General features: G+C 62.3%; 26 protein-coding genes. 12 read left to right on the top strand and 14 right to left on the bottom strand.

The window, feature by feature from the left end; genetic code table 11:
* Positions 1–45 precede the first annotated feature (45 nt).
* On the top strand, positions 46–1,449 hold the full coding sequence (locus tag AS9A_RS18430) for an NAD(P)H-quinone dehydrogenase (RefSeq protein ID WP_013808635.1): 1,404 nt from the start codon (positions 46–48) through the stop codon (positions 1,447–1,449).
* Between the two features lie 31 nt (positions 1,450–1,480).
* Here AS9A_RS18430 and AS9A_RS18425 read toward each other — a convergent pair whose 3' ends face one another.
* Together AS9A_RS18425 and glpK are read right to left on the bottom strand one after the other, a co-directional pair.
* Positions 1,481–1,801: a hypothetical protein gene (locus tag AS9A_RS18425; protein WP_013808634.1), complete on the bottom strand. Its 321-nt coding sequence runs from the start codon at positions 1,799–1,801 to the stop codon at positions 1,481–1,483.
* A 489-nt stretch (positions 1,802–2,290) separates the two neighbouring features.
* Positions 2,291–3,790 (bottom strand): glycerol kinase GlpK, encoded by a 1,500-nt coding sequence (gene glpK / locus AS9A_RS18420; protein ID WP_041452195.1) that lies wholly within the window; start codon positions 3,788–3,790, stop codon positions 2,291–2,293.
* A gap of 91 nt (positions 3,791–3,881) precedes the next feature.
* Between glpK and glpD the strand changes: the two genes are divergently transcribed.
* Entirely contained in the window at positions 3,882–5,621 is a 1,740-nt protein-coding gene (glpD, locus tag AS9A_RS18415) for a glycerol-3-phosphate dehydrogenase (protein ID WP_013808631.1), read from the top strand.
* Between the two features lie 2 nt (positions 5,622–5,623).
* Here glpD and AS9A_RS18410 read toward each other — a convergent pair whose 3' ends face one another.
* On the bottom strand, positions 5,624–6,910 hold the full coding sequence (locus AS9A_RS18410) for an alpha/beta fold hydrolase (protein WP_013808630.1): 1,287 nt from the start codon (positions 6,908–6,910) through the stop codon (positions 5,624–5,626).
* 19 nt (positions 6,911–6,929) lie between these two features.
* Between AS9A_RS18410 and AS9A_RS18405 the strand changes: the two genes are divergently transcribed.
* Positions 6,930–7,331 carry a hypothetical protein gene (locus AS9A_RS18405; protein ID WP_148262506.1) on the top strand — a complete coding sequence of 134 codons (402 nt, stop codon included), beginning with the start codon at positions 6,930–6,932 and terminating at the stop codon, positions 7,329–7,331.
* A gap of 250 nt (positions 7,332–7,581) precedes the next feature.
* Here the strand turns inward: AS9A_RS18405 and AS9A_RS18400 are convergent, their stop codons facing one another.
* The 10 genes from AS9A_RS18400 to AS9A_RS18355 form a co-directional block, all read right to left on the bottom strand.
* The gene (locus AS9A_RS18400; protein WP_237707838.1) at positions 7,582–7,971 is read right to left on the bottom strand and encodes a VanZ family protein; all 390 of its coding nucleotides are present in this window, start codon (positions 7,969–7,971) and stop codon (positions 7,582–7,584) included.
* A gap of 4 nt (positions 7,972–7,975) precedes the next feature.
* Positions 7,976–8,323 carry a GNAT family N-acetyltransferase gene (locus tag AS9A_RS18395; RefSeq protein WP_013808627.1) on the bottom strand — a complete coding sequence of 116 codons (348 nt, stop codon included), beginning with the start codon at positions 8,321–8,323 and terminating at the stop codon, positions 7,976–7,978.
* A complete protein-coding gene (locus AS9A_RS18390; RefSeq protein ID WP_041452193.1) occupies positions 8,324–8,740 on the bottom strand; it encodes a DUF1707 SHOCT-like domain-containing protein in 417 nt (138 codons plus the stop codon).
* Between the two features lie 32 nt (positions 8,741–8,772).
* Positions 8,773–10,560 (bottom strand): acetyl/propionyl/methylcrotonyl-CoA carboxylase subunit alpha, encoded by a 1,788-nt coding sequence (locus tag AS9A_RS18385; protein ID WP_013808625.1) that lies wholly within the window; start codon positions 10,558–10,560, stop codon positions 8,773–8,775.
* Between the two features lie 227 nt (positions 10,561–10,787).
* Positions 10,788–11,210 carry a SufE family protein gene (locus tag AS9A_RS18380; RefSeq protein WP_013808624.1) on the bottom strand — a complete coding sequence of 141 codons (423 nt, stop codon included), beginning with the start codon at positions 11,208–11,210 and terminating at the stop codon, positions 10,788–10,790.
* Positions 11,211–11,223: 13 nt separating this feature from the next.
* A complete protein-coding gene (locus AS9A_RS18375) occupies positions 11,224–12,123 on the bottom strand; it encodes a sulfurtransferase (protein ID WP_013808623.1) in 900 nt (299 codons plus the stop codon).
* Positions 12,124–12,247: 124 nt separating this feature from the next.
* Positions 12,248–13,159, bottom strand: a complete 912-nt coding sequence (locus tag AS9A_RS18370) for an ABC transporter substrate-binding protein (protein ID WP_013808622.1) — start codon at positions 13,157–13,159, stop codon at positions 12,248–12,250.
* Complete coding sequence (locus AS9A_RS18365; protein ID WP_013808621.1) at positions 13,156–13,824, bottom strand: Maf family protein; 669 nt, start codon at positions 13,822–13,824, stop codon at positions 13,156–13,158. The genes AS9A_RS18370 and AS9A_RS18365 overlap by 4 nt, the downstream gene beginning before the upstream one ends.
* Before the next feature lie 4 nt (positions 13,825–13,828).
* Positions 13,829–14,065 (bottom strand): acyl-CoA carboxylase epsilon subunit, encoded by a 237-nt coding sequence (locus AS9A_RS18360; protein WP_041451205.1) that lies wholly within the window; start codon positions 14,063–14,065, stop codon positions 13,829–13,831.
* On the bottom strand, positions 14,062–15,741 hold the full coding sequence (locus tag AS9A_RS18355; protein ID WP_013808619.1) for an acyl-CoA carboxylase subunit beta: 1,680 nt from the start codon (positions 15,739–15,741) through the stop codon (positions 14,062–14,064). The genes AS9A_RS18360 and AS9A_RS18355 overlap by 4 nt, the downstream gene beginning before the upstream one ends.
* A gap of 81 nt (positions 15,742–15,822) precedes the next feature.
* On the opposite strand from AS9A_RS18355, the gene AS9A_RS18350 reads away from it, so the two are divergent.
* From AS9A_RS18350 to AS9A_RS18335, 4 genes are read left to right on the top strand one after another with little or no spacing between them, the layout of a single operon-like run.
* Positions 15,823–16,653, top strand: a complete 831-nt coding sequence (locus AS9A_RS18350) for a biotin--[acetyl-CoA-carboxylase] ligase (RefSeq protein WP_013808618.1) — start codon at positions 15,823–15,825, stop codon at positions 16,651–16,653.
* A 17-nt stretch (positions 16,654–16,670) separates the two neighbouring features.
* The gene (locus tag AS9A_RS18345; RefSeq protein ID WP_083826596.1) at positions 16,671–17,228 is read left to right on the top strand and encodes a PH domain-containing protein; all 558 of its coding nucleotides are present in this window, start codon (positions 16,671–16,673) and stop codon (positions 17,226–17,228) included.
* 46 nt (positions 17,229–17,274) lie between these two features.
* Entirely contained in the window at positions 17,275–17,958 is a 684-nt protein-coding gene (locus tag AS9A_RS18340; protein WP_041452191.1) for a response regulator transcription factor, read from the top strand.
* An 18-nt stretch (positions 17,959–17,976) separates the two neighbouring features.
* Entirely contained in the window at positions 17,977–19,296 is a 1,320-nt protein-coding gene (locus AS9A_RS18335) for a sensor histidine kinase (protein WP_013808615.1), read from the top strand.
* Here the strand turns inward: AS9A_RS18335 and AS9A_RS18330 are convergent.
* The gene (locus AS9A_RS18330; protein WP_013808614.1) at positions 19,293–19,850 is read right to left on the bottom strand and encodes a GtrA family protein; all 558 of its coding nucleotides are present in this window, start codon (positions 19,848–19,850) and stop codon (positions 19,293–19,295) included. The two genes, AS9A_RS18335 and AS9A_RS18330, sit on opposite strands and share 4 nt — an antisense overlap.
* A gap of 136 nt (positions 19,851–19,986) precedes the next feature.
* Between AS9A_RS18330 and AS9A_RS18325 the strand changes: the two genes are divergently transcribed.
* Genes AS9A_RS18325 through AS9A_RS18305 form a run of 5 tightly spaced genes read left to right on the top strand, consistent with a single transcriptional unit; the run spans position 19,987 to position 24,906 of the window.
* Positions 19,987–21,231, top strand: a complete 1,245-nt coding sequence (locus AS9A_RS18325; RefSeq protein ID WP_049793952.1) for a 5-(carboxyamino)imidazole ribonucleotide synthase — start codon at positions 19,987–19,989, stop codon at positions 21,229–21,231.
* Between the two features lie 2 nt (positions 21,232–21,233).
* Positions 21,234–21,752: a 5-(carboxyamino)imidazole ribonucleotide mutase gene (gene purE, locus AS9A_RS18320; RefSeq protein ID WP_013808612.1), complete on the top strand. Its 519-nt coding sequence runs from the start codon at positions 21,234–21,236 to the stop codon at positions 21,750–21,752.
* A gap of 49 nt (positions 21,753–21,801) precedes the next feature.
* The gene (locus tag AS9A_RS18315) at positions 21,802–22,962 is read left to right on the top strand and encodes an acyl-CoA dehydrogenase (RefSeq protein ID WP_013808611.1); all 1,161 of its coding nucleotides are present in this window, start codon (positions 21,802–21,804) and stop codon (positions 22,960–22,962) included.
* A gap of 11 nt (positions 22,963–22,973) precedes the next feature.
* Positions 22,974–24,191, top strand: coding sequence for a sensor histidine kinase (locus AS9A_RS18310; protein ID WP_013808610.1), 1,218 nt, complete (start codon positions 22,974–22,976; stop codon positions 24,189–24,191).
* Between the two features lie 13 nt (positions 24,192–24,204).
* Positions 24,205–24,906, top strand: a complete 702-nt coding sequence (locus tag AS9A_RS18305; RefSeq protein WP_013808609.1) for a response regulator — start codon at positions 24,205–24,207, stop codon at positions 24,904–24,906.
* The last annotated feature ends 2 nt before the right edge of the window (positions 24,907–24,908 follow it).

The raw sequence follows: 24,908 nt of genomic DNA, 5'->3' as shown, positions 1-24,908 counted from the left end.
CCGGGGCGACCTTGGGGCTTCCGCCCTTGGGAATGGAGGACGAACATGACCCGGATCGTGATCATCGGTGGCGGGCCAGCGGGCTACGAGGCCGCTCTTGTCGCAGCTCAGCACGGGGCCGATGTCACGGTGATCGACGCTGACGGCATCGGTGGGGCGTGCGTGTTGTTCGACTGCGTGCCGTCAAAGACGTACATTGCCTCGACAGGTGTGCGGACCGATATGCGCCGGGCAGCGGCTTTGGGCATTGAACTCGATCCCGCAAATGTCGGAATATCCGTTCCGCGGATCCATTCCCGCGTGAAAAGTCTCGCGCAGGCCCAGTCGTCCGACATCCGGGCTCGTTTGCAGCGCGAAGGCGTTCGGCTGCTCAACGGCACCGGTCAGCTCATGGACACCGGTAAAGGGCTCGCCGCCCACAAAGTCAAAGCGGATCTGGCGTCCGGCGAGGAACTGGTACTCGATGCTGACTTCGTTTTGATCGCGACAGGGTCGTCACCGCGAATCCTGCCGAGTGCCCGTCCAGACGGCGACCGGATCCTGACCTGGCGGCAAATATACGATCTCGACGAACTGCCGAAGCACCTCATCGTCGTCGGGTCGGGCGTCACAGGTGTCGAGTTCGTTAACGCGTACACGGAGATGGGGGTTCAGGTTTCCCTCCTCACAAGCCGCGATCGCGTGCTGCCCAGTGAGGACGCCGACGCCGCGATGGTCCTCGAGGAGTCACTCGCTGAACGCGGGGTGAACTTCATCAAGCACGCACGCGCCGATTCGGTGAAGCGCACCGATGAGGGCGTACTTGTCCACCTGAGTGACGGCCGTACCGTCACCGGCAGCCACGCCCTGATGACCGTAGGCTCGATCCCGAATACAGAGTCACTGGGTCTCGACGGTGTCGGCATCGAGGTGGATCCCGGAGGTTACATCCGGGTCGACCGTGTCTCGCGGACCAGCATCCCCGGTATCTACTCGGCCGGCGACTGCACTGGCCTCCTTCCGCTTGCATCGGTGGCAGCCATGCAGGGGCGCATCGCGATGTATCACGCACTCGGTGAGGGCGTGAACCCAATCAAACTGAAGACCGTCGCCTCCGCAATCTTTACACGCCCCGAGATCGCTACCGTGGGTGTCGCACAGACCGCGATTGACGAAGGTCAGGTGCCTGCGCGGACTGTGATGCTGCCGCTGAATACGAACCCGCGGGCGAAGATGATGGGTTTGCGCCGGGGCTTCGTGAAGATCTTCTGCCGCCCCGCGACAGGTGTGGTCATTGGTGGCGTGGTGGTAGCACCCGTTGCCTCAGAGTTGATCCTGCCCATCGCGATGGCCGTGCAGAACCATTTGACTGTTACCGACCTCGCGTCGACGTTCTCGGTGTACCCATCTCTCTCGGGGTCAATCAATGAGGCTGCCCGCCAGTTGATGCGCCACGACGACCTGGACTAGGGGCGCAACGTTCATGATGGATGCGTGAGTTTTACGCGGCGGGCACCCACAGCCTGGAGGGCCGCTGCTGGCGATGCGCTTCGTCAAGAGCCCTCCGTATGCGCTGGATAAGCCGATCAGGGTGGGCCAGGACCGCCCAGGTCCATCGGATCACGATCCAGCCCGCCTCGCGCAATGCATCTTCGCGCAGCTTCTCACGGAAAACGACGTCGGCGCTCGTCTCGCCAGGCCTCAGGTGCGAGCTGTATTTGACTCGGCCGTCGAACTCCCCGATCACACCCTGGTCGAACAGAAAGTCGACGCGCGCGAGCACGACGCCACGTTCATCGACGACACGTGCCTGCACGTGCATGCCCGGAAACTCGGTGTGTAACAGGGCCCGGCTTCGCGATTCACCGGTGTACGCGGTCCAGGGGCAAATCCCATATCGGCAACCCCCACATTGCCGCTGCGGAGACATGACTAACTACAGTCGACCGATTCTGCACGCTGTCGATCGCGTCAAATGTACGCAAAACGTGTTGGTGCTCAGGAGTGAGCATTTCCACACGTCGCTCCGCACGTAACAGTTGCGCCGCAACTGTACGAACTCACGTTTCCGCCGGTTTGCCCGCCGCTGCGACGACGTGAGATTTCTGACGAGGAGTCCCCTGTGCGGGTAGAGGTTCGATGTCACGCAGGCAATCTTGTATCAAATCTGAGTGTGACCCCGGAAGTTATCCACAGTTTTGGAGCCTTACTGCACGCCGCACCCGTTATCCACATGCCCCCGCACTAGTTGTGTGCAGCGGCGGTAGATATGACTACCGCGCGTGCCCGTTTCCCGCGCGGCTGGAGGCGGCTAGACCCAGCCGTAGGTCCGCTCCACCGCCTTGTTCCAGTCGGCGTAGAGCCGGGCACGTTTACGTGCGTCCATCGACGGTTGCCAGGCTTTGTCTTGCGCCCAGTTGGAGCGAATGTCCTCGACGTCGTCCCAGAACCCAACGGCGAGCCCTGCCGCGTAGGCAGCTCCTAACGCGGTCGTCTCCGACACCACCGGTCTGATCACGGGAACGTCGAGCATGTCTGCCTGGAATTGCATCAGTAGCTCGTTCGACACCATCCCGCCGTCGACCTTCAACGTGGTGAGGTCAACGCCGGAGTCGGCTCGGGCGGCTTCGAGAACTTCACGTGTTTGATAGGCGGTCGCCTCTAGAGCCGCGCGCGCGATGTGTCCCTTGTTGTGGAACCGTGTGAGACCGGCGATGACCCCTCGGGCGTCTGGTCGCCACCGTGGAGCGAACAGTCCAGAGAAGGCTGGAACGAAATACACACCCCCGTTGTCGTCGACGGACCGGGCCAGGGATTCGACCTCCGCTGCGGACGAGATGAGCCCAAGGTTGTCTCGCAGCCACTGCACCAGGGACCCGGTAACGGCGATCGATCCTTCCAGCGCATACACAGGATCAGCGGAGCCGAGGCGGTAGCACACCGTTGTCAGCAGGCCGTTTTCACTCTGTACGGGCGAGGTGCCCGTGTTCAGCAGAAGGAAGTTGCCGGTGCCGTATGTGTTCTTCGCTTCTCCAGGCGAGAGACACGCCTGGCCGAAGGTTGCGGCCTGCTGGTCGCCGAGGATCCCCGCGATCGGAACCCCGTCTAGGCCGCGTTTCGGCCGGGCACTGCCGTAGACCTCAGATGAGCTGCGGATCTCCGGGAGCATCGCGATAGGAACTCCGATGTCCGCACAGATCGCCTCATCCCACTCGAGAGTCGTGAGGTCCATCAGGAGCGTCCGCGAGGCGTTGGTGACATCCGTGACGTGAACGCCTCCATCCGGTCCACCTGTGGCATTCCACAACACCCAGGTGTCCATGGTTCCAAAGCACAGCTCGCCCCGCTCGGCGCGCTCGCGGGCCCCATCGACCTCGTCGAGAATCCATCTGATCTTGGGGCCCGAGAAATACGTTGAGAGGGGCAGACCGGTTCGTTCACGGTAGAGGTCGGGACCTTGCGATCCAGCAATTTCGCGGCACAGCTCTTCAGTTCGAGTGTCCTGCCAGACAATCGCGTTGTAGATCGGCTTTCCCGTTGCGCGTTCCCACACGACAGTGGTCTCACGCTGATTTGTGATACCAACAGCCGCGATTGAGTCCTTCGGGATATCAGCTTTTCCGATGGCTGCACCGACGACCTCACGAACATTTGACCAGATCTCGGCCGGATCATGTTCGACCCACCCCGCACGGGGAAAGATCTGTTCGTGTTCCTTCTGGGACACCGACACGATTCGTCCGGAGTGGTCGAAGACAATACAGCGGCTCGAGGTCGTGCCCTGGTCGATAGCGGCAACGTAGCGGGTCACAGTCACATGTCGCTCCAGTGTGTTCGTCCGGTGCTTCCTGGCCCAAGCTACTAGCCTGGGAATCACTCCGGCGTCGTTTAGGGGGTTCTCGTTGCGTCATCAGTCTGACACCCATGTTCTCGGTCCTGCCCGACGGAAGCAGGCCTGGGAAGACCTGACGACCCAGCAGTTCGATGTACTAGTGATCGGCGGCGGTATCGTCGGCGCCGGGGCAGCACTCGATGCGGCGACCAGAGGTTTGAAAGTGGGTCTTGTTGAGGCCCGGGATCTGGCTTCTGGCACGTCGAGCCGGTCGTCGAAGATGTTTCACGGTGGACTGCGGTATCTCGAACAGCTCGAATTCGGGCTCGTCCGAGAGGCGCTGAAGGAACGGGAACTCGCACTGAGCCGCCTCGCGCCGCATCTCGTGAAGCCCCTGGAGTTTTTGTTTCCCCTGACAAAGCGCTATTGGGAGCGTCCCTACATTGGTGCCGGAATCTTCTTGTACGACAGGATGGGTGGCGCGAAATCGGTTCCTGCGCAAAAGCAACTGACACGCGCGGGCGCCCTCCGGATGGCGCCGGGACTGCGACGGCAGTCGCTCATTGGTGGTATCCGCTACTTCGATACGGTGGTCGATGATGCTCGCCACACGATGACCGTAGCGCGAACCGCCGCTCACTATGGCGCTGTGGTTCGTTCATCGACGCAGGTCATTGACTTCCTGAAGGAAGCTGACCGTGTATCAGGCGTGACAATCCGGGATTGTGAGACCGGAGAAACTGGTGAGATCAAAGCTCACGTGGTGATCAACTGTACTGGCGTCTGGACGGACGAAATTCAGGCTCTTTCCGGCCAGCGCGGCAGGTTCCGTGTGCGCGCCTCGAAAGGGGTGCACATTGTGGTTCCGCGCGACAGGATCATCAGCGAAGCCGCGATCATCTTGCGGACTGAGAAGTCGGTACTGTTCGTGATTCCGTGGGGCCGGCACTGGATAATCGGCACCACGGACACTGACTGGCACCTCGACCTGGCCCACCCAGCTGCGACCCGCGCTGACATCGAATACATCCTCGCGAACGTGAATAAGGTTCTGGTGACCCCTTTGACGCCCGGCGACATTTCGGGCGTTTATGCGGGGCTCAGGCCGCTGCTTGCCGGTGAGAGCGATACAACTTCGAAACTGTCGCGCGAGCACGCTGTCGCGGAGGTCGCGCCGGGGCTCATTGCGATCGCGGGAGGGAAGTACACGACTTACCGGGTGATGGCGGCGGACGCACTTGACGCGGCTTCCGAGTTCATTCCTACCCGCGTAGCACCTTCCATCACGGAGAGAGTGCCACTGATCGGTGCGGATGGCTACCACGCGCTGATCAATCAGGCCGATCACCTCGGCGCACAGTACGGTGTCCATCCCTACCGTGTGCGCCACCTGCTCGACCGGTACGGCTCTATGGTGTACGAAGTGCTGGCGTGCGCAGAAAAGGCACCGCATCTCCTCGACCCCCTCGAAGCGGCGCCTGACTACCTGAAGGTCGAGATTGTGTACGCCGCCTCCGCTGAGGCGGCGCTGCACCTCGAGGACATTCTTGTCCGGCGCACCCGGATCGCTATCGAATACCCGCACCGGGGTGCAGATTGTGCCCACCAGGTCGCCGAGCTTGTTGCCCCGGTTCTTGGGTGGGACGACGCGGACGTCGATCGGGAGGTGAACCTCTTCCTGGCGAGAGTGAAGGCTGAGAAGGAATCCCAGGCTCGGCCGGACGACGCTTCAGCGGATGCTTTACGGGCGGCCGCTCCAGAAGCACGGCCGTTCATCAAAGAACCTGTCAGCGCTAATATTCCGCACTAGCATCAGCAGTTCGACGGGACCGGACGGTCAGCGAATCTGGCGTTGATGAAGTCAATTGATTCACCTATCCCCGCAAGGTAGGGCACCGCATGGTTAACGGCAAGCCCGGGAATTATTGGCGGGAGTTCGTTGGGTGACAACTGGACGGTGGCGTCCTGGCTGCACCATTCACGGGCCAACTGACGGACCTGATGCGCTGGCACGATGTCGTCGGCGGTACCGCTTTGAATAAGCACGGGTACGGTCGGCCTGATGCTACCGAGGCGCTGGTCCGCCAATATCGCACGCACTTCCTCATATCGATCGAGGATGACCGACAGTGGTTCACCTGAGCGCGTGTAGTCACGAGTTTGCTGGAATCCGAACCGCAAAGCGGTTTCCGCGACGCATTGGCCCGCCACCTCATTGAGTACTGAACGGCCGACCTCATTCACCTCGTTGTCGATGATCGGGCGGATTTCGGGATAGGCCTGAGAAAAACCATTGATGGCGTAGCCGATGACACCAGTCAAGATCGTGCCGTCGACGACCTGGAGCACTTCGGTGAGGTCGGCGGGCGGCGCCCCCACATATGCGCCCTTGATGTCGAGTTCCGGGGCATAACTGGCATGAAGCTCCGCTGCACTCGCGGACGCGCCACCACCCTGGGAATATCCCCAGAGCGCGACGGGGCCGTCACCACTGATCTTCGTTCCGGGAAGGCGCTGCGCCGCTCGGACAGCATCGAGGACAGCGCGGCCCTGCGCCTTGCGATTGACGTAGGTGTGATGCCCTGGCGTGCCGAGGCCTTGATAATCGGTCATCACGACAGCGATTCCCTGCGCGAGCATGGCGGTCATAAATGGCAGCTCATACTCGCCGCGCAGGTCGAGCGGATAGTCAAAATGGATCAGCTGACTGAGAAGTTTGGAAGGGGCGCATTGATCGCCCTGCCCCTGAGTGCCGGGGGCCATACTGATCAGCGGGCGTGGCCCAGGGCCGGGCCACGGTGCTGCTGGATCGAGATACGTTCCGGTGACGGCGATAGGGGCCCCATGCGTGTCCGTGGACTGGTACATGAACCGAGTCGCTTCGGCCGGGATCAGACCGTCGGGCGAGGGAATCTCCAGCAACAGCGGCGACGGCTCGGCGCGAATGATTTCACCCGGCGCGCTGGCCGCAAGAGGAGAGGGCGGCTCGTAGAAGCCGGGCGACGGAGCATTCTGCGCGACAGCCGGCGATCCGCCCGCGAGAATCACGAGTGCGGCCGAGCAGGCAAGCAGGACTCGACGGACACGGATTCTTGACATCACAAGAGGATTCTAAGTGATGGCTGTCACGATCCTGTGGAGGGGCTTAAATTCGGCTAAGTGCCGTTTTCAGATAGCCGGGGTATCGAAGGGGGTTGAGCAGGTTTCGCGGCGCGGATGCCGCAGCCTGTTGAGCATCGTGCAGGCGGGTCAGCGAAATATCACGGTGCCGACTGCGGCGGGGTACCAGTCCTCCCGGCCTGCTGTCACGCCCGATTTCTCCGAGGCATTCACGGGCGAGGTGCAGTCGCCGTCGGATCCTGCGGTCGCGCACGGCTCGAGCAAGGATGCGAAGCTCTTCCTGGACTGCGCGGAGTTTCTCGATATCAGTCTGCGTGAGGACGGGTGGCTCCGGCTCGGCGGACGTTTTTGGGCCCAGGCTATTCGAGGCGTGAGCGATGACCTTACGAGCCGGGGATAAGGCACCCTTTGCGGTTTTTCCGATATGTGCGGGCACTGCGGCGAGAGACCGCAGCGTGTCCGCGGGGGATGTCTCGTCGAGGAGGGGAAGTGGGGCAGTAGGGTGCTCGTGCTGGGTTCGCTGTGAGCGGCGAAAGTGCCTGCCTCCCAGTACAGATGGCAAGGGAACACGGAGCCGGATGCGCGTGTCAGATGCCGCCGCCTCCGACGGCATCTGATCGTTTTTCGGCCCGTTTCTCACACGACTGAGCCTACCGGTTCGACGGGTGTGAGCGCTCGGCTGAGGGCCGTCCATCGGGGCGGAGGAAAGTGGCTCGCGCGGCCAGCAGACCGGCGACCGCCCCCACAATGTCAGCCGCCACATCCAGTACGTCAGCAGTCCTGTTGCCAGGAAGCGCCCCTTGCAGCAATTCGGACAATACGGCGAAGGTGCTGACCCAGAGCAACGTCGGCAAGGCTCTTATCTGTGCAAAACACGAGGTGAGAGCGAGCGCGGCGAAAAGCACGAAGTGGACAGCTTTGTCGAGATGGGGGATCGGGCTCGGCGTATCGGGAGCGGGACCAAAGAGCATCACGCAGACGACCACGAACGTGATGACCAGTGGAACGCGCCGCCACATGGATCGTGTGAGAGACCTCACAGTCTTAGTTAGCGTCGCTAATGGAAAGTCCGAGGCCCGATTCACAAAAGCGGATGACCGCGTCGCGTGAGGTGCTAACAGCCGCCTCTTGGCCTGGACGATGCCAGGTCTCGACCACGGCAGACCGCTCTCCCGGGTGGACCGAGACCTCACCGAGCATCTCGCCAGTGGATGGTTCACACACCGCCCAGGTGTATCGAGTATCAGCGCCCCACTCGGCCGTGCACGTTTTCACGTACTGCACGGGATCGGTGAGCCCGTGGACGCGCAGGGCGGGACTATCATCGACGCGTTCATCACAGCGCAACGCACGCAGGTACCACTCGCCAGCGTTGATCTCGACAGGTTCCACTTAGCACTTTCCTGAGTTGTCATCCGAGCTGCCGAAACCGAAAAGCAGGATCGCGGTCACTGGGATCAGAAGAAAGAAGAGCCAGTTGTTCTGGAAGTCCGTGACGATGAAGAGAGTGAGCGCGACGAATGGCATGAGGGCCATGATGGGGCCGCGGGGAAGCTCCCGGCCGCTAGGTTTTCCAATCTGGGGATGCTGCTGGGCAGGGGGTGGCGCGGGCCCCACGCGTGTGGGAAGGAGCGGAAGATCTGCGAAAAGCGCATCCAGATCTCCGCGCGTAGTGGCAGCAACAGCCCGTGCGGACCGGTCATCGTATTCGGTGAGGGTGAGGCGACCAGCGGAGAAATGCTCGTTCAGCGCTGCTATGGCACGCTCTCGCTCCGCATGGCCAACGCGAATGTCAGGTACGTCCCCCATGGCGGCCATTCTAGATGCTCATGAGAACGCGGCTACTTGAGCTCGAGAAGTACGGTGCCTTGCGTAATCGCCGACCCAGGGCTGACCGTGAGGCCCGTGACAACTCCTGACTTGTGGGCGCTCACCGGGTTTTCCATCTTCATCGCTTCGAGTACGACGACGAGTTCGCCTTCTAGGACTTCCTGTCCCTCTTCGACGGCTACCTTGACAACGGTCCCCTGCATAGGCGCGACGACCGCGTCGCCAGAAGCGACGGCGCCTCCTGCGGCGCCACGCGTACGTGGCTTGGGCTTCTTGCGTACACCGCCAGTAGCTGCACCATTGCTGGCGACCGCGAAGTCGCCGGGCAGTGAAACTTCGAGGCGCTTACCGCCGACCTCGACGACGACACTTTGGCGCGGCATTGGTTCTTCCTCTGGCGCGACAGAACCGACATACGGTTCGACGCTGTTATCCCATTCGGTCTCAATCCAGCGCGTGTGGACGCTGAAGCCTGTTTCGTCTCCGATGAAGGCGGGATCCGAGACGACCGCACTGTGGAAGGGAATAACGGTCGCCATACCCTCAACGTGGAACTCAGCAAGTGCTCGACGGGACCGTTCGAGTGCCTCTTTTCGCGTCTGACCGGTGACGATGAGCTTCGCGAGCATGGAGTCGAACTGGCCACCAATGACGCTGCCGTTTTCGACCCCGGAGTCGACACGAACGCCAGGCCCTGACGGCACTTCGTAGCGCGTGATTGAGCCGGGCGCGGGGAGGAAATTGCGGCCGGCGTCCTCTCCGTTGATTCGGAACTCGAATGAGTGGCCGCGAGGTGTGGGGTCCTCTTTGAGATCGAGCACCTGGCCTTCAGCGATGCGGAACTGTTCACGGACGAGATCGACGCCCGAAGTTTCCTCAGTCACCGGATGCTCGACCTGGAGTCGCGTGTTGACTTCGAGGAACGAAATGAGGCCATCCTGGCCGACGAGGTACTCGACGGTGCCCGCGCCGTGATAGTTCGCCTCGCGGCAGATCGCCTTGGCGGAAGTGTGGATTTCCTCGCGCTGGCTGTCAGACAGGAACGGGGCCGGAGCTTCCTCAACGAGCTTCTGGAACCGCCGCTGAAGCGAACAGTCGCGAGTGCCGACGACTACGACGTTGCCGTGGACGTCAGCAAGTACCTGAGCTTCGACGTGCCGGGGGCGATCGAGATAGCGCTCGACGAAGCATTCACCGCGGCCGAAGGCTGCGACTGCCTCGCGGGTTGCGGACTCGAACAGTTCAGGCACTTCTTCGAGGGTGCGCGCAACCTTCATGCCACGCCCGCCGCCACCGAACGCGGCTTTGATCGCGATGGGGAGGCCGTGCTCCTCTGCGAACGTCACCACTTCGTCGGCGTCCTTTACCGGTTCTTTCGTTCCCGGGACCAATGGTGCACCTGCACGCGTGGCGATGTGCCGCGCGGTTACCTTGTCGCCCAGGTCGCGGATCGACTGTGGGTCGGGGCCGATCCAGATCAGGCCGGCGTCGATCACCGCCTGGGCGAAATCGGCGTTCTCCGACAGAAAGCCGTAGCCGGGGTGAATTGCATTCGCGCCGGAACGGCGCGCGGCGTCTAGAAGTTTGTCAAAAACCAGGTAAGACTCTGCAGAGGTCTGGCCGCCGAGTGCGAATGCCTCATCAGCCAGCCGAACGAACGGAGCGTTCGCATCTGGTTCGGCGTACACGGCGACGCTAGCGATACCTGCATCCCGTGCCCCGCGTATCACCCGGACAGCAATCTCGCCACGATTGGCGACGAGAACCTTTGTGATGCGTGCAGTCGTCTCGCTGGGCACGGGGCCTCCTGTTTTCGCCCTAAGTCGTTGCCTCCGGTTCTAGTCGTGTTGAGCCGGGGAACGATGAACTTCCACGTTGTGTCGAAGGTGAGTCTATGCAGAAGGGTTGCCACAGCGTAAGCCGAGGGTGCCCGTTTGCTGACTTCCTGTCTCTCCACTGTCACAGATTACCGATGGGTAACCCAACAGCGACGCGACCGGATCACCAGCGGAAAGCCGCGATTTGATCACATCTTCTCCCGCAGCTTCCGTTTGATGCGCGCGAGCATCGCCGACATACCGCGCAACCGAAGCGGGCTCACCACGGAACTGAGACCAAGATCTGCGTAAAAGTCGTCTGGAACGTCGAGGATCGCGTCCGCGCTCTGACCGTCGAGACCCTGATGCAGTATCGAGGCGAAACCACGGGTCGTAGGCGCTTCCGGCGGAGCGCTGAAGTGGAGGCGGACACTCCCACGATCAGTGGTATCGACGGCAAGGAACAGGGGAGATTGGCATTCCGGAACGGGTTCCATGGCCGCTTCCTCCAACTCCGGTGGAAGCGACGGCAGTTCCCGGCTGAACTCCAGCAGCAGTTGGAGTTTGTCCTGACCGTCAACCGATCTGAAGTCCTCGACGATGTCCCCGAGTGACTCTGGAAGTGATCCCATCAGCTATCGAACCTCACGATGCCCGCGAGGGGGCTTCACCTGGCTCCTCGCCCTTAGCGATCGGCACACGCACAGTATTTCCCCACTCAGTCCACGATCCATCGTAATTGCGAACATCCGTGAAGCCGAGCAGGTACGTAAGGACAAACCACGTGTGGCTCGAACGCTCCCCGATGCGGCAGTAGACGATCGTGTTGCCGTTCGGGTCGAGATCACCGTAGATCGCGTCGAGTTCGGTGCGCGACTTGAACCGGCTGTCGTTGGCGGCGGCCTTCGCCCAGGGGATGCTCGCTGCGGTCGGGATGTGACCGCCGCGCAGTGCGCCCTCCTCGGGATAGTCCGGCATGTGGGTGCGCTCGCCGGTGTACTCGGCGGGTGAGCGCACGTCGATGAGGGGCCCTGAGCCGAGGTGGAACAAAACTTGATCGCGGAACGCGCGAATCTTCGAGTCGTCCCGGGCCACGACCGGATAATCAGCTGCGGGCAGTTGTGGGACGGAGAAGCTCATGTCGCGTTCTTCCGCGATCCACGCATCCCTGCCGCCGTCGAGGAGACGGACATCGGGGTGACCGAACAATGTGAAAACCCACATTGCGTACGCCGCCCACCAATTCGACTTGTCGCCGTAAATGACGACTGTGTCGTCACGGTTGATGCCCTTGCGGCGCATCAGGTCGGCGAACTGCTGGCCGTCGATGTAGTCACGCGTGACGGGGTCGTTGAGGTCTAGATGCCAATCGATTTTGATCGCGCCGGGAATGTGGCCGATGTCATAGACGAGCACATCCTCGTCTGACTCCACGACCTTGAGCCCGGGAGCGCCGAGGTTGGCGGAAAGCCATTCGGTCGAGACCAGGCGCTCTGGATGTGCATATGCGGCGAAGGCTGCGTTCTTCTCCGGAGGGACTGGCACGGCGTCAGCTCCTTTGTGGTGCCTATGGAAATGTTGTCACGTCAACGTTAGCGGTTCTTTGCACGCTGCGGCATGCAGCAACAATGCACAGCGCCGCGCGGAAGCACAATCAAGTGCTGTGACGTCACCTGCGCAGCAATTCATCGAACAGGGCCACTGTCTCGAGAGCGGTGTAGACGGAGCCGTAGCTGACGTCAGCGGTCACCGTGGCCCGGCCCGTCCGCACTGCGGGCAACTGCCCCAGGAAAGGATGATCTACCAGGTAATCAGGCTCGAGTTCGGGATCATCGCTGGAGACGAGGATGCGGTCGGCTTCCGTGAGCGCTGCCGCTGCCGCGTCGGGATCTGCCGACGCCTCGGGCTCCGTTGTGAAGCGGACAACGGGGGCCCCGAGGTCCTCCACAGTGACTCCCGGAATAGTGGGGGTGTGACTCAAGTCCGAAATAGTGCCGTCTGTGGCGATCCCCACAACGGCGACACTTTCGCGCAGGTTCTCGCCGTGGCGGCTGCGCACGCGCTCGATACGATCCTGGTAATTCTTGATGGCGGCGTCTGCGACGTCCTTCCGGCCGAGCCACCCGCCGATCGTCGCGAGATTTGTCTGCCATGGGGCGCGGGGGTCGACCGGAAGCACCGGCGCCACCGAGCTGAGTTCCGGCGTGAGCCAGAACGGACTTTCGATGTTCGTGCAGATGATGAGGTCGGGATCGATCCGGACCAGTTCGACGACGTTGACCGGCGAGCGCAGCGATTCAGGGTCTCCGCGCAGTGGAACCCACGGCCGAATGATCGGGGAGGTATACCCTGCGACGGGCAGACCCAGCGCGAGAGCGATCTCGAGATCTTGACGGCTGTCAACGGCGACGACGCGTTGCGGGTCTCGCGGAACGGTCACCGTGCCAAGAGGTGTGGTTACGGTAGCTGTACTCGCGGCGCCTGAATCACCCTCCTCCTCGCCGCCGCAGGCAATCAGTGCCGCCCCGCTCGCGCACATGAATGCGCCGAGGAATGCTCGACGAGAGAGCCGAGGTGTCATCGAGTGTGGCTCCAAAGGTCGGAGATACTAATCCCCAGTCTGGCGAGCAGGGATCGCACCAGAGGCAGCCCGATCCCGATGACAGACGAGGGGTCGCCTTCGATACGGTCGATAAACCAGCCACCGAGTCCGTCCAGGGTAAACGCGCCAGCGACGTTAAGGGGTTCGCCGGTCGCGAGATACGCGTCAAGGTCCTCGTCGCTGGGATCGCCGAAATGAACGGTGGTCGTGCTACAGCCCGATGCTTCGCCCACCACAACGCCATCACGAACGTGAATGGCGCAGTGCCCGGTGAGCAGATCACCGGTGCGCCCCATCATGCGCGCCCACCGCTGTCTGGTCACATCGGTGGTGAGCGGTTTTCCCTGTAACTCACCACCGATGAACAACATCGAGTCGCATCCCACCACCACGCAGTCGGTGAGCCCAGCAGCGTTGCCCTCACCCGCCCATTCGGTCCTTCCCCCAGCGATTTCCTCAGCCACCCACCGGGCTTTCGCCTGAGCCAGCACAGTCACGACTTCGTCGGGGTATGCACCGGGGCCCAGATCTTCCGCGATCGCCTCTTCGTCGACTCCGGAGACTCGAACCAGCGGCTCGACACCGGCAGCGCGCAGGACAGCACGTCGCGCCGGTGATGCCGAAGCGAGGACAAACCGGGCCATGCTTTTACTGCCAGTACCGCTGGTTGACGAACGCGCCCGGCGGGAGGGGCGGCTGGTGGCGCAAGTTGTCGACAACGTTTCCCCACATCTCCCGCGGTCGCGGATCTGGGGCTGGATTCGCAGAAGCCGCCGCGGCAGCACCGGCGAAGACGGCGACGAGCGCGGCAAGTTCCTCATCCGTGACGCTTCCGCGCTCTACCTGGAGAAAGGTGGGGGCTGGTGTTGGGTCTGACTCGCTCACAGTGGAATATTCCCATGCTTCTTCGGTGGAACGTTGACGACCTTCCGTTCCAGCAGTCGCAGCGCAGTGGCAACCTGCCAGCGTGTGTGCGACGGCGGAATCACCGCATCGAGGTACCCGCGCTCCGCAGCCATGTAGGGGTTGACGAGAGTGTCCTCGTACTCCTGCTGCAACTGCAGCCGCAGCGCGTCGACGTCTTCCCCGTTCTTGGCGGCCTCGAGCAGACGGCGCCGGTACACAAACCCGACCGCGCCGGACGCGCCCATCACGGCGATCTGTGCCGTCGGCCAGGCAAGGTTCACGTCGGCGCCCATGTGCTTGGAGCCCATCACGTCATAGGCCCCACCGTATGCCTTGCGGGTGATGATGGTGATCTTGCCGACTGTGGCCTCACCGTAGGCATAGAGGAGCTTCGCTCCTCGCCGAATGATGCCGTTGAACTCCTGGTCCGTTCCGGGGAGAAAGCCCGGCACATCAACAAGGGTGAGGATTGGCACGTTGAACGCATCACAGGTGCGGACGAACCGCGCTGCCTTTTCCGACGCAGCAATGTCGAGCGTGCCCGCGAACTGGGTGGGCTGATTTGCGACGATTCCCACGCTGCGGCCCTCGACGCGCGCGAACCCGCAGAGAATGTTCATGGCGCGCTGCGCTTGTACCTCGAGGAACTCGCTGTCGTCGACGATTCGCCTGATGACTTCATGCATGTCATACGGCTGGTTAGGTGAATCGGGGATGATTGTGTCGAGTTCGAGATCATCAGCAGTCAGGGACTCTTCCGCGCTGCCGTGCAGCGGGGCTGGCGACGGGAAGCGCGGCGCCTCGCCCCGATTGTTGCTGGGCAGGAAGCTGAGTAGTTCTTTGACGTAGTCAAGCGCGTCGTCTTCGCTATTCGCGACGTAGTGCGCGACACCGGACTTGACCATGTGCGTGTGTGCGCCACCCAGTTCCTCCATCGTGACCTCTTCGCCGGTGACCGTCTTGATGACGTCCGGCCCGGTCACGAACATCTGGGACTTCTGGTCCACCATGACGACAAAGTCGGTGAGGGCAGGGGAATACACGTGTCCGCCCGCGGCGGGCCCCATGATGAGGGAAATCTGGGGAATGACGCCCGAGGCACGAACGTTCCGGTGGAAGATCTCGCCGTACAGGCCGAGCGATACAACGCCTTCCTGGATGCGCGCGCCCGCGCCCTCGTTGATTCCGATCAGGGGACGTCCCGTCTTGATGGCGAGGTCCATGACCTTGACGATCTTCTCGCCGTAGACTTCGCCGAGACTGCCGCCGAAGACGGTGACGTCCTGGCTGAAGACGCACACCTCACGCCCGTCGATTGTGCCGTAACCGGTGACGACCCCGTCGCCGAGCGGACGATTGTCGGCCAGCCCAAAGTTCGTGGAGCGGTGCCGCGCGAGGGCGTCGAGTTCGACGAAGGACCCGTCGTCGAGAAGTTGCTCGATCCGCTCGCGGGCGGTGAGTTTCCCCTTGTCGTGGACTTTCGCGACCGCAGCTTCACCTACCGGGTGCCGCGACTCCTCGAGGCGCCGCCGAAGGTCAGCAAGCTTTCCCGCTGTGGTGTGGATGTCGATTGTCTCTGCGGCTTCGCTGTTCCCGCCCGGCGTTGCTTCTGGCGCTTCCGGCGAGGTCTGCTCTGGCTCGGTCACACTGGTCATGGGCGCGAGTGTATCGAGAAACTCCCAGAAAGATGTGACCGAGTACCCATTACACGCCAGGCCCCGTCGTAGTGTGAGGCCATGGCACACGCGCAATCCGGCCCTCTCAGCGCACAAGATATCCGCTCCCAACTCGAATCTGAGTGCAGTAAAGCGTCGGACTTCTGGCGGACAATCGACGTCGTTTCCGAGACTGGCTCGACGAACGCGGACCTCCTCGTGCAGGCGGCGAACGGGACGGACCGCGCGGTTCTCCTTGCTGAACAGCAGACTGCCGGGCGGGGCCGGCACGACCGTACCTGGGTTACCAGACCGGGCTCGGGCCTCATCATGTCGGTGCTTTTCCGGCCGGTCGGCGTAGAACCCGCGCGGCTCGGATGGATTCCGCTGCTCACCGGCGTTGCGGTTGCGCGCGCACTGCGTGAGGCAGCAGGTGTCGATGCGAGGCTGAAGTGGCCGAACGACATCTTGGTAGGCGAGCGCAAGATTGCCGGGATTCTCGCAGAAGTTGCCTCTCAGCCAGGCACTTTAGGGGTAGTAGTGGGGTTCGGTATCAACGTCTGTTTGGCCGAGAACGAACTTCCCGTACCCACCGCGACGTCACTGATGATCGAGGGCGCGCCCAGCGTCGACCGCAACGTGCTTGCTGCCGCCGCCCTGAAGGAACTCGCTACACGGCTCGACAACTGGATGGCTTTGGGCGGGCGCGACCCAGAAGTCGCCGCGGAGTACGTGACGTGGTGTGTCACGCTCGGTCAGCAGGTCCGAGTGTCGTTGCCAGGTGACGAGTCGCTGTATGGCCGTGCCGAGCGCATCGACGCATCTGGCCGCCTGGTAGTGCGCCCCGATTCTGGCGGCGAGGTTGTTTCGGTATCAGCTGGTGACGTGACTCATGTGCGTGCAGCTGAATAGCGACGCAAAATAGGAGAATGTCTTTTCTGGGTGGCCCCTTCCGTGGGGGACGATCTCCAGCACGAGAAGAACTCGTGCTGATGCAGCGGCACCCGCATTGGAAGATGCTGCTCGGGCCCGCTGCGTGGATGATCGCTGCGACTGCGATCGCGGGTGCCTTGATCGGGCTGATCGAAGTGAGTGCCCCCTCAGGCATCCGGGGCATAGCGATCCTGTTCGTGGTTTTCGTGTGGCTGCTCACCGTGATCACCAAGTTTTTCCGGCCGTACGTCAGCTGGTGGCGAACGGTGCTGATAATCACTGACCACCGGATCGCGGTGCGTGAAGGCCTGCTGTCCAGACGCGGATTCGATATTCCGCTGCAGCGTGTGGCGGGCGTGCGATTCCGCTGCGGGTTTACGGATCGTCTGGCGAAAACAGGGACACTGATCATCTCACCAGTCGGCGAGCCACCGTTTGAGTTCGCGCACCTGCCTGCCGTCCGTGACGCACACGCCGTGCTGTACGAACATATTTTTGGTGCTGGAACGGCCCCTAAGGGGCGACGTTTCTTTGGACTACTCAAAGCCAAGTAGGCCACGTAACGCGCTGAATCCGCGCAGAAACTCTAACCTGGTGTTCGTGAGATCCGTGCTGCTCGCCGAAGATGACGAAGCAATCGCCGCGCCGCTGTCCAGGGCGCTTGAACGCGAAGGCTACGAGGTGCGTATCGCCCCCAACGGCGACGATGCGCTGGAACAGGTGCTGACAGGTACCTGGGACCTGCTGTTGCTGGACCTTGGCCTCCCGGGAATGGATGGCCTTGAGGTTTGCCGGCAGATCAGGTCGAACAAGCTCGATGTGCCGGTGTTGATGCTTACCGCGCGCACGGACGAGGTGGACTTTGTTGTGGGCCTCGATGCGGGTGCCGACGACTACGTGGGCAAGCCATTCCGGCTCGCTGAGCTCCTCGCGCGAGTCCGCGCATTGCTGCGCAGGCATGGCGGGGCCAGTGATGAAGCGTCCATCGAGATCGGTGGTCTGCTACTCGATAAGCCCGCACGCCGTGTCCTGCTCGAGGGGAAAGAGCTCTCCCTGGCAAACAAAGAATACGAGTTGCTGAAACTCCTGATGGAACACGCAGGTGAGGTCGTCTCCCGGGATCAGATTCAGCGGGAAGTCTGGGGAGACGTCGACCTCCGGGGCTCCAAGACGCTCGACATGCACATGTCGTGGCTGCGCCGGAAGATCGGTGATGAAGGCCGGGAACTGGGCCGCCGGATTTCGACCGTCCGTGGTGTCGGATTCCGGTTCAATGCTGACTAGCCAGCAGGCGGAAGACCAGTGAATCGCCGCATTTTGCTCTCCACTGTCGCGGTGGTCGTTGTAGTGGCGATGCTCCTCGGAGTGCCCTTGTTGCTCAGCGCATGGCGGATCGTCGAAGAGTTCACCCGAGAGGACATGAAGGTCCGTCTCGACCAGATGGCAACAGAGGTGCTCAGCCAGCAGGGGCAAGAGGGCCTGATCCAGGGTCGGCTCGACACGGAGCCGCTACGACTGGTGGTGCCACCTGGCGGCAGGCTCGAGGTCATTTATCCAACGCCGTTGGACAGCGCCTCACGCGCTTCCGTGGGTGAACAATTTGTGGAGCAGGCGATCGTCGAGTCGCTGTCTCTGGGGGTGTCGGGCTCGCTTCGCCTGGAAATCCCGCCGGACGAGATGCGGGCTGCGCAATGGCAGGCTATCGCGGTCGTCGGGGGTCTGCTCATTCTGTCGATCGGTGCCGGGTCTGTAGTGGCCCAACTGACTGCCCGCAGGCTGTCTGACCCGCTCAGTGACGTCGCGGCCCGCGCCGCGCGACTTGGTGCAGGTGACTTCCGTCCAGACCCCCGCCGCCACGGCATCCCCGAGCTCGACAGGGTCTCGGAGGTGCTGGATGCGGCCAGCGTCGAAATAGCGGAACGGCTCCAGCGCGAGCGCACGCTCGTTGGTGATGTGTCCCACCAGCTCCGCAGCCGTCTGACCGCGATCCGCCTGCGCCTAGATGAACTCGCTGAGCACCACGACTCGTACGTCGTCGCGGAAGCAACCGAGGCGCTGGGACAGGTCGACCGGCTCTCGCAGGCGGTGGACGATCTCGTCCGGGCGTCGCGAGACCACAGTCTCGACGATTCAGCGCCCCTTGAGGTGGTTGAGGAACTCGGCAAGCTCGTGTCGGATTGGTCCGCACCGTTTCGGAAAGAACGCCGCCGCGTCACCCTCGAGGGCAGCCCAGGTGTCACGGCGAGGGCTACCGCATCACGGCTGCGCGAGGCAGTCTCGGTGCTGATCGACAACTCCCTCAGGTACGGGGCGGGCACATGCACGATCCGCGTCCGCAATGTGCGGTCGTCCGGGGACCGTCGCGAGATGGTGGTCGTCGAGGTTGCCGATGAAGGGCAGGGAATCCCCGATGACATTGCCCCCCGTATTTTCGAAAGAGGATTCTCCGGAGGCGGTTCATCCGGCGTTGGGCTCGCCCTTGCCCGTGCGCTGGTTGAAGCCGACGGTGGCCGCATGGAACTGCAACAGCGCAAGCCGGCCGTATTTGCCCTTTTTGTCGAATCCGGAGCTGAGCAACGTCGCGAGAGGGTGGTTCACAGCACGGGCGGCGAACCTCGCTAAGCGTGGCCCAGCTCCTCCTCGAACAAATCTTCCGGCGTGGGCAGAATAACTGCGGATCCAGCGGTGGCGACGAATTCGTCGGGAAAAACGTACCTACGCATCGCCCAGAAACGGAACAGCATCTGGAGGATATTTCCGATCAAGTATGCACTTATGAAATCCGCGATGTTTTCGGTCGCCAGGGAGACGTTGGGCACCCTGAGTTCGAGGACGTAGGACGAGACCCACAGCGGGATGAACGCGATCACGACGCCGATGCCGCTGACCACGAAGAAGAGGAAAGCTTCGTGGTGCCGCTCGCGCCCGCCGCGGTTCTTGAACGACCACTCGCGATTGAGTACGTACGACAAGATGACCGCCATCACACCTGCGATGATCTTCGCGGTGACTGGGTTGTCGGCGAGGATCGTTAACTTGAGGGTGTAGAAGATCGCCATGTCGAATATAAATGTCGTCCCGCCGACGATCGCGAACTTGATGAATTCGCGGTGCTGAATTGCGAAACCCCGAAAAGGGTGCGGAATTCGCGAGATGACGACGTCTGCCAGGGACACAAGATCGCAGTCTACTGAATGACCTCGCGGGCTAGCCCGGTTCGGTGTGTGACGTCACGGAATTACTCTCACCGCGGCTCTTCTGTCACCATGGACAATCGTGGTAACAGACCAGTTCAGCCAGCCGCGTGCTGATATCGCCTACCAGCGTCAGAGTTCCCAGCTTCCAACCGTACTGATGGTCGGAGGCGGACAGCTTGCACGAATGACCCACCAGGCGGCGATCGCCCTCGGTCAGTCGTTGCGCGTCCTCGCCGCGTCACCAGAGGAGTCGGCCGCACTCGTATGCCGTGACGTCGTCCTTGGCCGTCACGACGAGCTCGAAGCTCTGCGTAAAGCTGCAGATGGGGCGACCGTCCTGACGTTTGACCATGAACACGTGCCGCCGGGCCACCTGGTAACACTCATTGGTGAAGGGGTGAACGTCCAGCCCCCGCCATCCGCGCTGATCCACGCCCAGGACAAGCTGGTAATGCGGCAAAGACTAGCGAGTATCGGTGCTCCCGTACCGCCGTTTGCGGCGGTGGATTCGGTTGCGGACGTGACCGCGTTCGGTGCGGAACACGGGTTCCCCGTTGTCATCAAAGCCACACGCGGTGGTTACGACGGCAAGGGCGTCTGGATAGCCGAAACGGCGGAAGAAGCGGGAAAGGTCGTCTCAGATCAGCTCGCCGCCGGCGTGTCTCTGCTAGTCGAGGAAAAAGTGGACATGCGGCGCGAACTCTCCGCGATGGTCGCGCATTCGCCCTTCGGACAGGGCGCTACCTGGCCGGTTGTCGAAACGGTTCAGCGCAACGGTGTGTGCGCGGTGGTGATCGCCCCCGCACCTGAGCTGCCCACAGCCCGCGCGTCGGAAGCGCAGCAACTCGCCCTGAGAATTGCAGAAGAATTGGGTGTCACCGGATGCCTCGCCGTCGAACTTTTCGAGACGCGTGATGGCAGGATCCTCGTGAATGAACTTGCGATGCGCCCACACAATTCGGGCCACTGGACCATGGACGGGGCGCGAACCTCGCAGTTCGAGCAGCACCTCCGCGCTGTGCTCGACTATCCGCTCGGGGACACGAGTCCGACCGCGCCGGTGACCGTGATGGCGAATGTGCTCGGCGCCGCGGCGCCTCCAGCGATCAGCATGGATGAGCGCGTCCACCATCTGTGCGCGCGAATGCCAGACGCGAAGGTGCACCTCTACGGGAAGGGAGAGAGGGCGGGCCGGAAACTGGGCCATGTGAACGTTCTCGGTGCCCCCGGAGGGTCGCCCGACGATACTGAGTACGTCGAAACCGTCCGTAACCGCGCAGAACTCGCCGCGCACTGGCTTTCCCACGGTGTGTGGCACGACGGGTGGAATTCGCACACAGCTATTTTTGAGGAGCAATAACGGTGACGGCACAGCAGACAGTCCCAGGTCCGCAGGTGGGTCTGATCATGGGCAGCGATTCCGACTGGCCGGTGATGGAGGCCGCCGCGGAAACCCTCGCGGAGTTCGGGGTTCCGTTCGAAGTGGGGGTCGTTTCAGCGCACCGCACCCCGCAGCGGATGCTGGATTACGCGAAGACTGCGGCTGCACGTGGCATCAAGGTGATCATCGCGGGCGCGGGCGGGGCGGCACACCTCCCCGGCATGGTTGCGTCGGCAACGCCGCTGCCAGTAATTGGAGTTCCGGTACCTCTGAAGTATCTCGACGGCATGGATTCGCTGCTCTCGATTGTGCAAATGCCGGCGGGCGTTCCGGTCGCGACGGTGTCGATCGGCGGTGCGAAGAACGCGGGGCTGCTTGCCGTGCGAATCCTCGCTGCGGCAGACGCGCACTTGCAGGAAAAAATGACCAGCTTCCAGGATGGACTTGAAAAGATGGTGCTGGATAAGGATGACGCATTGCGGCGGAGGCTGCTGGGCTAGGATTCAGGCCAGACGGCCGTGATGTATCCAACCGCAAGGAGCTGCAGGAATGGCTGGTAACCCGGACTTCGATCTCTTTCAGCTCGCCGACGAGCATAACGAGTTGCGTGCGGCGATCAGAGCGCTGTGCGAAAAGGAGATAGCTCCTCACGCGGCCGATGTCGACGAGAACGAACGCTTTCCAACGGAGGCGCTTGCGGCACTGACAACATCCGGTTTCAACGCGGTTCATGTGCCGGAAGAGTACGACGGGCAGGGGGCTGACTCTGTCGCGACCTGCATCGTCATCGAGGAGGTTGCGCGCGTGTGTGCCTCGTCCTCGTTGATTCCGGCGGTCAACAAACTCGGCACTATGGGCCTGATCCTCAGCGGATCCGATGAACTGAAGCAGCAAGTCTTGCCGTCGCTCGCCTCGGGAGAAGCGATGGCGTCGTATGCGCTTTCTGAGCGCGAAGCAGGCTCTGATGCGGCTGCGATGCGTACGCGCGCAAAAGAAGACGGCGACGACTGGATCATCAACGGCAGCAAGTGCTGGATCACCAACGGGGGCCAGTCCACCTGGTACACCGTGATGGCGGTCACCGATGCGGACCTCGGTTCGAGTGGCATCTCCGCGTTCATGGTGCATAAGGATGATGAAGGCTTTGTTGTCGGTCCCAAGGAAAAGAAGCTGGGGATCAAGGGCAGCCCGACAGCGGAGCTCTACTTCGAGAACTGCCGCGTCCCTGGCGACCGCATCATCGGTGAGCCCGGCACTGGATTCAAAACAGCGTTGCAGACGCTCGATCACACACGACCCACGATCGGCGCGCAAGCGGTAGGGATTGCCCAGGGTGCGCTAGACGCGGCAGTCGCGTACGTCAAGGATCGCAAGCAGTTCGGATCAGCGGTCTCGTCGTTCCAGGGTGTGCAATTTATGCTCGCCGATATGGCGATGAAGCTCGAAGCCGCGCGTCTGATGGTTTACCACGCTGCAGCACGCGCTGAGCGTGGTGAGCACAACCTCGGATTCATCTCGAGCGCATCGAAATGCTTCGCCTCGGATGTGGCAATGGAAGTCACCACCGATGCGGTGCAGTTGTTCGGCGGTGCGGGATACACGCGTGATTTCCCAGTCGAGCGCATGATGCGCGACGCCAAGATCACTCAGATCTACGAGGGCACCAACCAGATTCAGCGCCTCGTTATGGCGCGCTCGCTTCTGCGCTGAGAGGACCACGCATGGCTGGGCCGTCGGTTCCGGCTGCTGAAAAGGCCGTCGACGGTTCTTTCGTGTCGCGCTGGTTCGCGTGGTCGCGGCGGAACGCAATGCGGATTGACATTGGTATCGCGGTCGCGGTGACACTCTTCGGGCTGTTGGGTGTGCTCACCGCCGCAGATTCGCTGCTGGGGCTGGTGCTCGCGCTCGGTATGACTGTGCCTCTCGCCTGGCGGCGCCGCAATCCCGAGCTCTCCGGCTTCACAGTCGCCGTATTTGCGTACGCCAGCCTCGCGCTGATCGGAGAACCGCAGCCCGCAGCTGTTGGCGTTCTTTTCGCAGCGTATGGGCTTGCTGCGTACGGCTCAACGCTGGCCGCCCGGGCTGGAATCGTGGCCGGTGCGTTAGGCATGGGCATCATGGGCGTGCTCAACACCTACGAGGGTGCGCCGTTGCAGGCGAGAATCGTGAACGTCGTATTCGCCGTCATCCTCATCACGGTGGTGTGGACGTTCGGACTGATCCGCCGTTTCCGCATCAATGAAGTAGCTGGACTCACCGAACGAGCGAGACTCCTCGAGCTCGAGCGGGAACAGGAAATGAAACTCGCCGCGGTTGAGGAGCGCACGCGGATTGCCCGAGAAATGCACGACATCGTGGCTCACTCGCTGGCGGTCGTGATCGCGCAAGCAGACGGTGGCCGGTATGCGGGAGCGACGAATCCGGACGCAGCGGTTGACGCTCTCAGCCAAATCTCGTCCACGGGACGACAAGCGTTGACCGACATGCGTGCCCTGCTCACTGTGCTGCGGGACGGAGATTCGCGAGATCTGACGAGCGCGCCAGGGATTGACGATATACCGCCGCTTCTAGAGCATTACCGCCGCAGCGGCGTATCGACGACCCTGCGGGTCACCGGCACTCCTCGGGAAATCTCCACGGGCGCGGCACTCACCGCATACCGAATCGTGCAGGAATCGCTCACAAACGTGCTCAAACACGTGGGCCCCATGGCGACGACTGAGGTGCGGTTGGCGTGGGGGGAGAGCGAACTGACAGTCACAATCACGGACGACGGGCGTGGTCTGGCCGGAATACTTCCGAAGCCGGAGGCGCCTGGGCAGGGTGTGCTCGGGATGAAGGAACGCGCCCAGCTATACGGCGGCTGGGTTTCGGCGGGCCCCGGTGAGGGTGGTGGCTACGAAGTGCGGGCCGCTCTGCCGTACCGCTTGGCCAGCTGAATTCTGTTACGTTATGGCCGTGCCCGGGGACCAGATTCGCGTTGCTCTCATTGACGACCAGCAGCTGGTCCGTGCGGGCTTCCGGATGGTCATCGATTCACAGCCTGACATGAGCGTGGTCATCGAAGCCTCAGATGGTGACCAGGGTGTGCGGGAAATAGCCAGGGTTGGCTGTGACATCGTTCTGATGGATGTTCAGATGCCGCGGCTCAATGGGATAGACGCCACTCGGCGCCTGACGGACATGGGGGACACGCCCAAGGTCGTCGTGCTGACGACCTTCGACAACGACGACTATGTCATGAACGCGATCAGTGCCGGAGCGAGTGGTTTTCTTCTGAAGGACGCAGATCCTGAGCAGCTCCTCGCCGCGATCCGGACCGTGCACCGTGGCGACGCTGTGATGGCGCCGAAGGCCACGCAGAAGCTGCTGCGTCACGTTGGGCCGCTGCTTCGTGACGGATCAGATCCGGGTAAAAAGCGGCCCTCCCTCCCTGCGGAGCTCACGCCTCGGGAGGTCGAAATTCTGACGGCAATGGGCCGGGGCCTTTCCAACAGTGAGATCGCCGAGACGTTCTTCGTGTCTGAAGCCACAGTGAAAACGCACGTGGGTCGCGTGCTTGCGAAGACGCAGTCCCGTGATCGCGTGCAGGCCGTGATCCTCGCTTTCCAGATTGGCCTTGTGCGGCCGGAAGACCTGCTGCGCGGAGTCTGACC

The sequence above is a fragment of the Hoyosella subflava DQS3-9A1 genome, assembly GCF_000214175.1.
Lineage (GTDB): Bacteria > Actinomycetota > Actinomycetes > Mycobacteriales > Mycobacteriaceae > Hoyosella > Hoyosella subflava.
The sequence above is the reverse complement of the archived record's forward strand: the minus strand, read 5'-3'. Positions and strand labels throughout refer to the sequence as shown.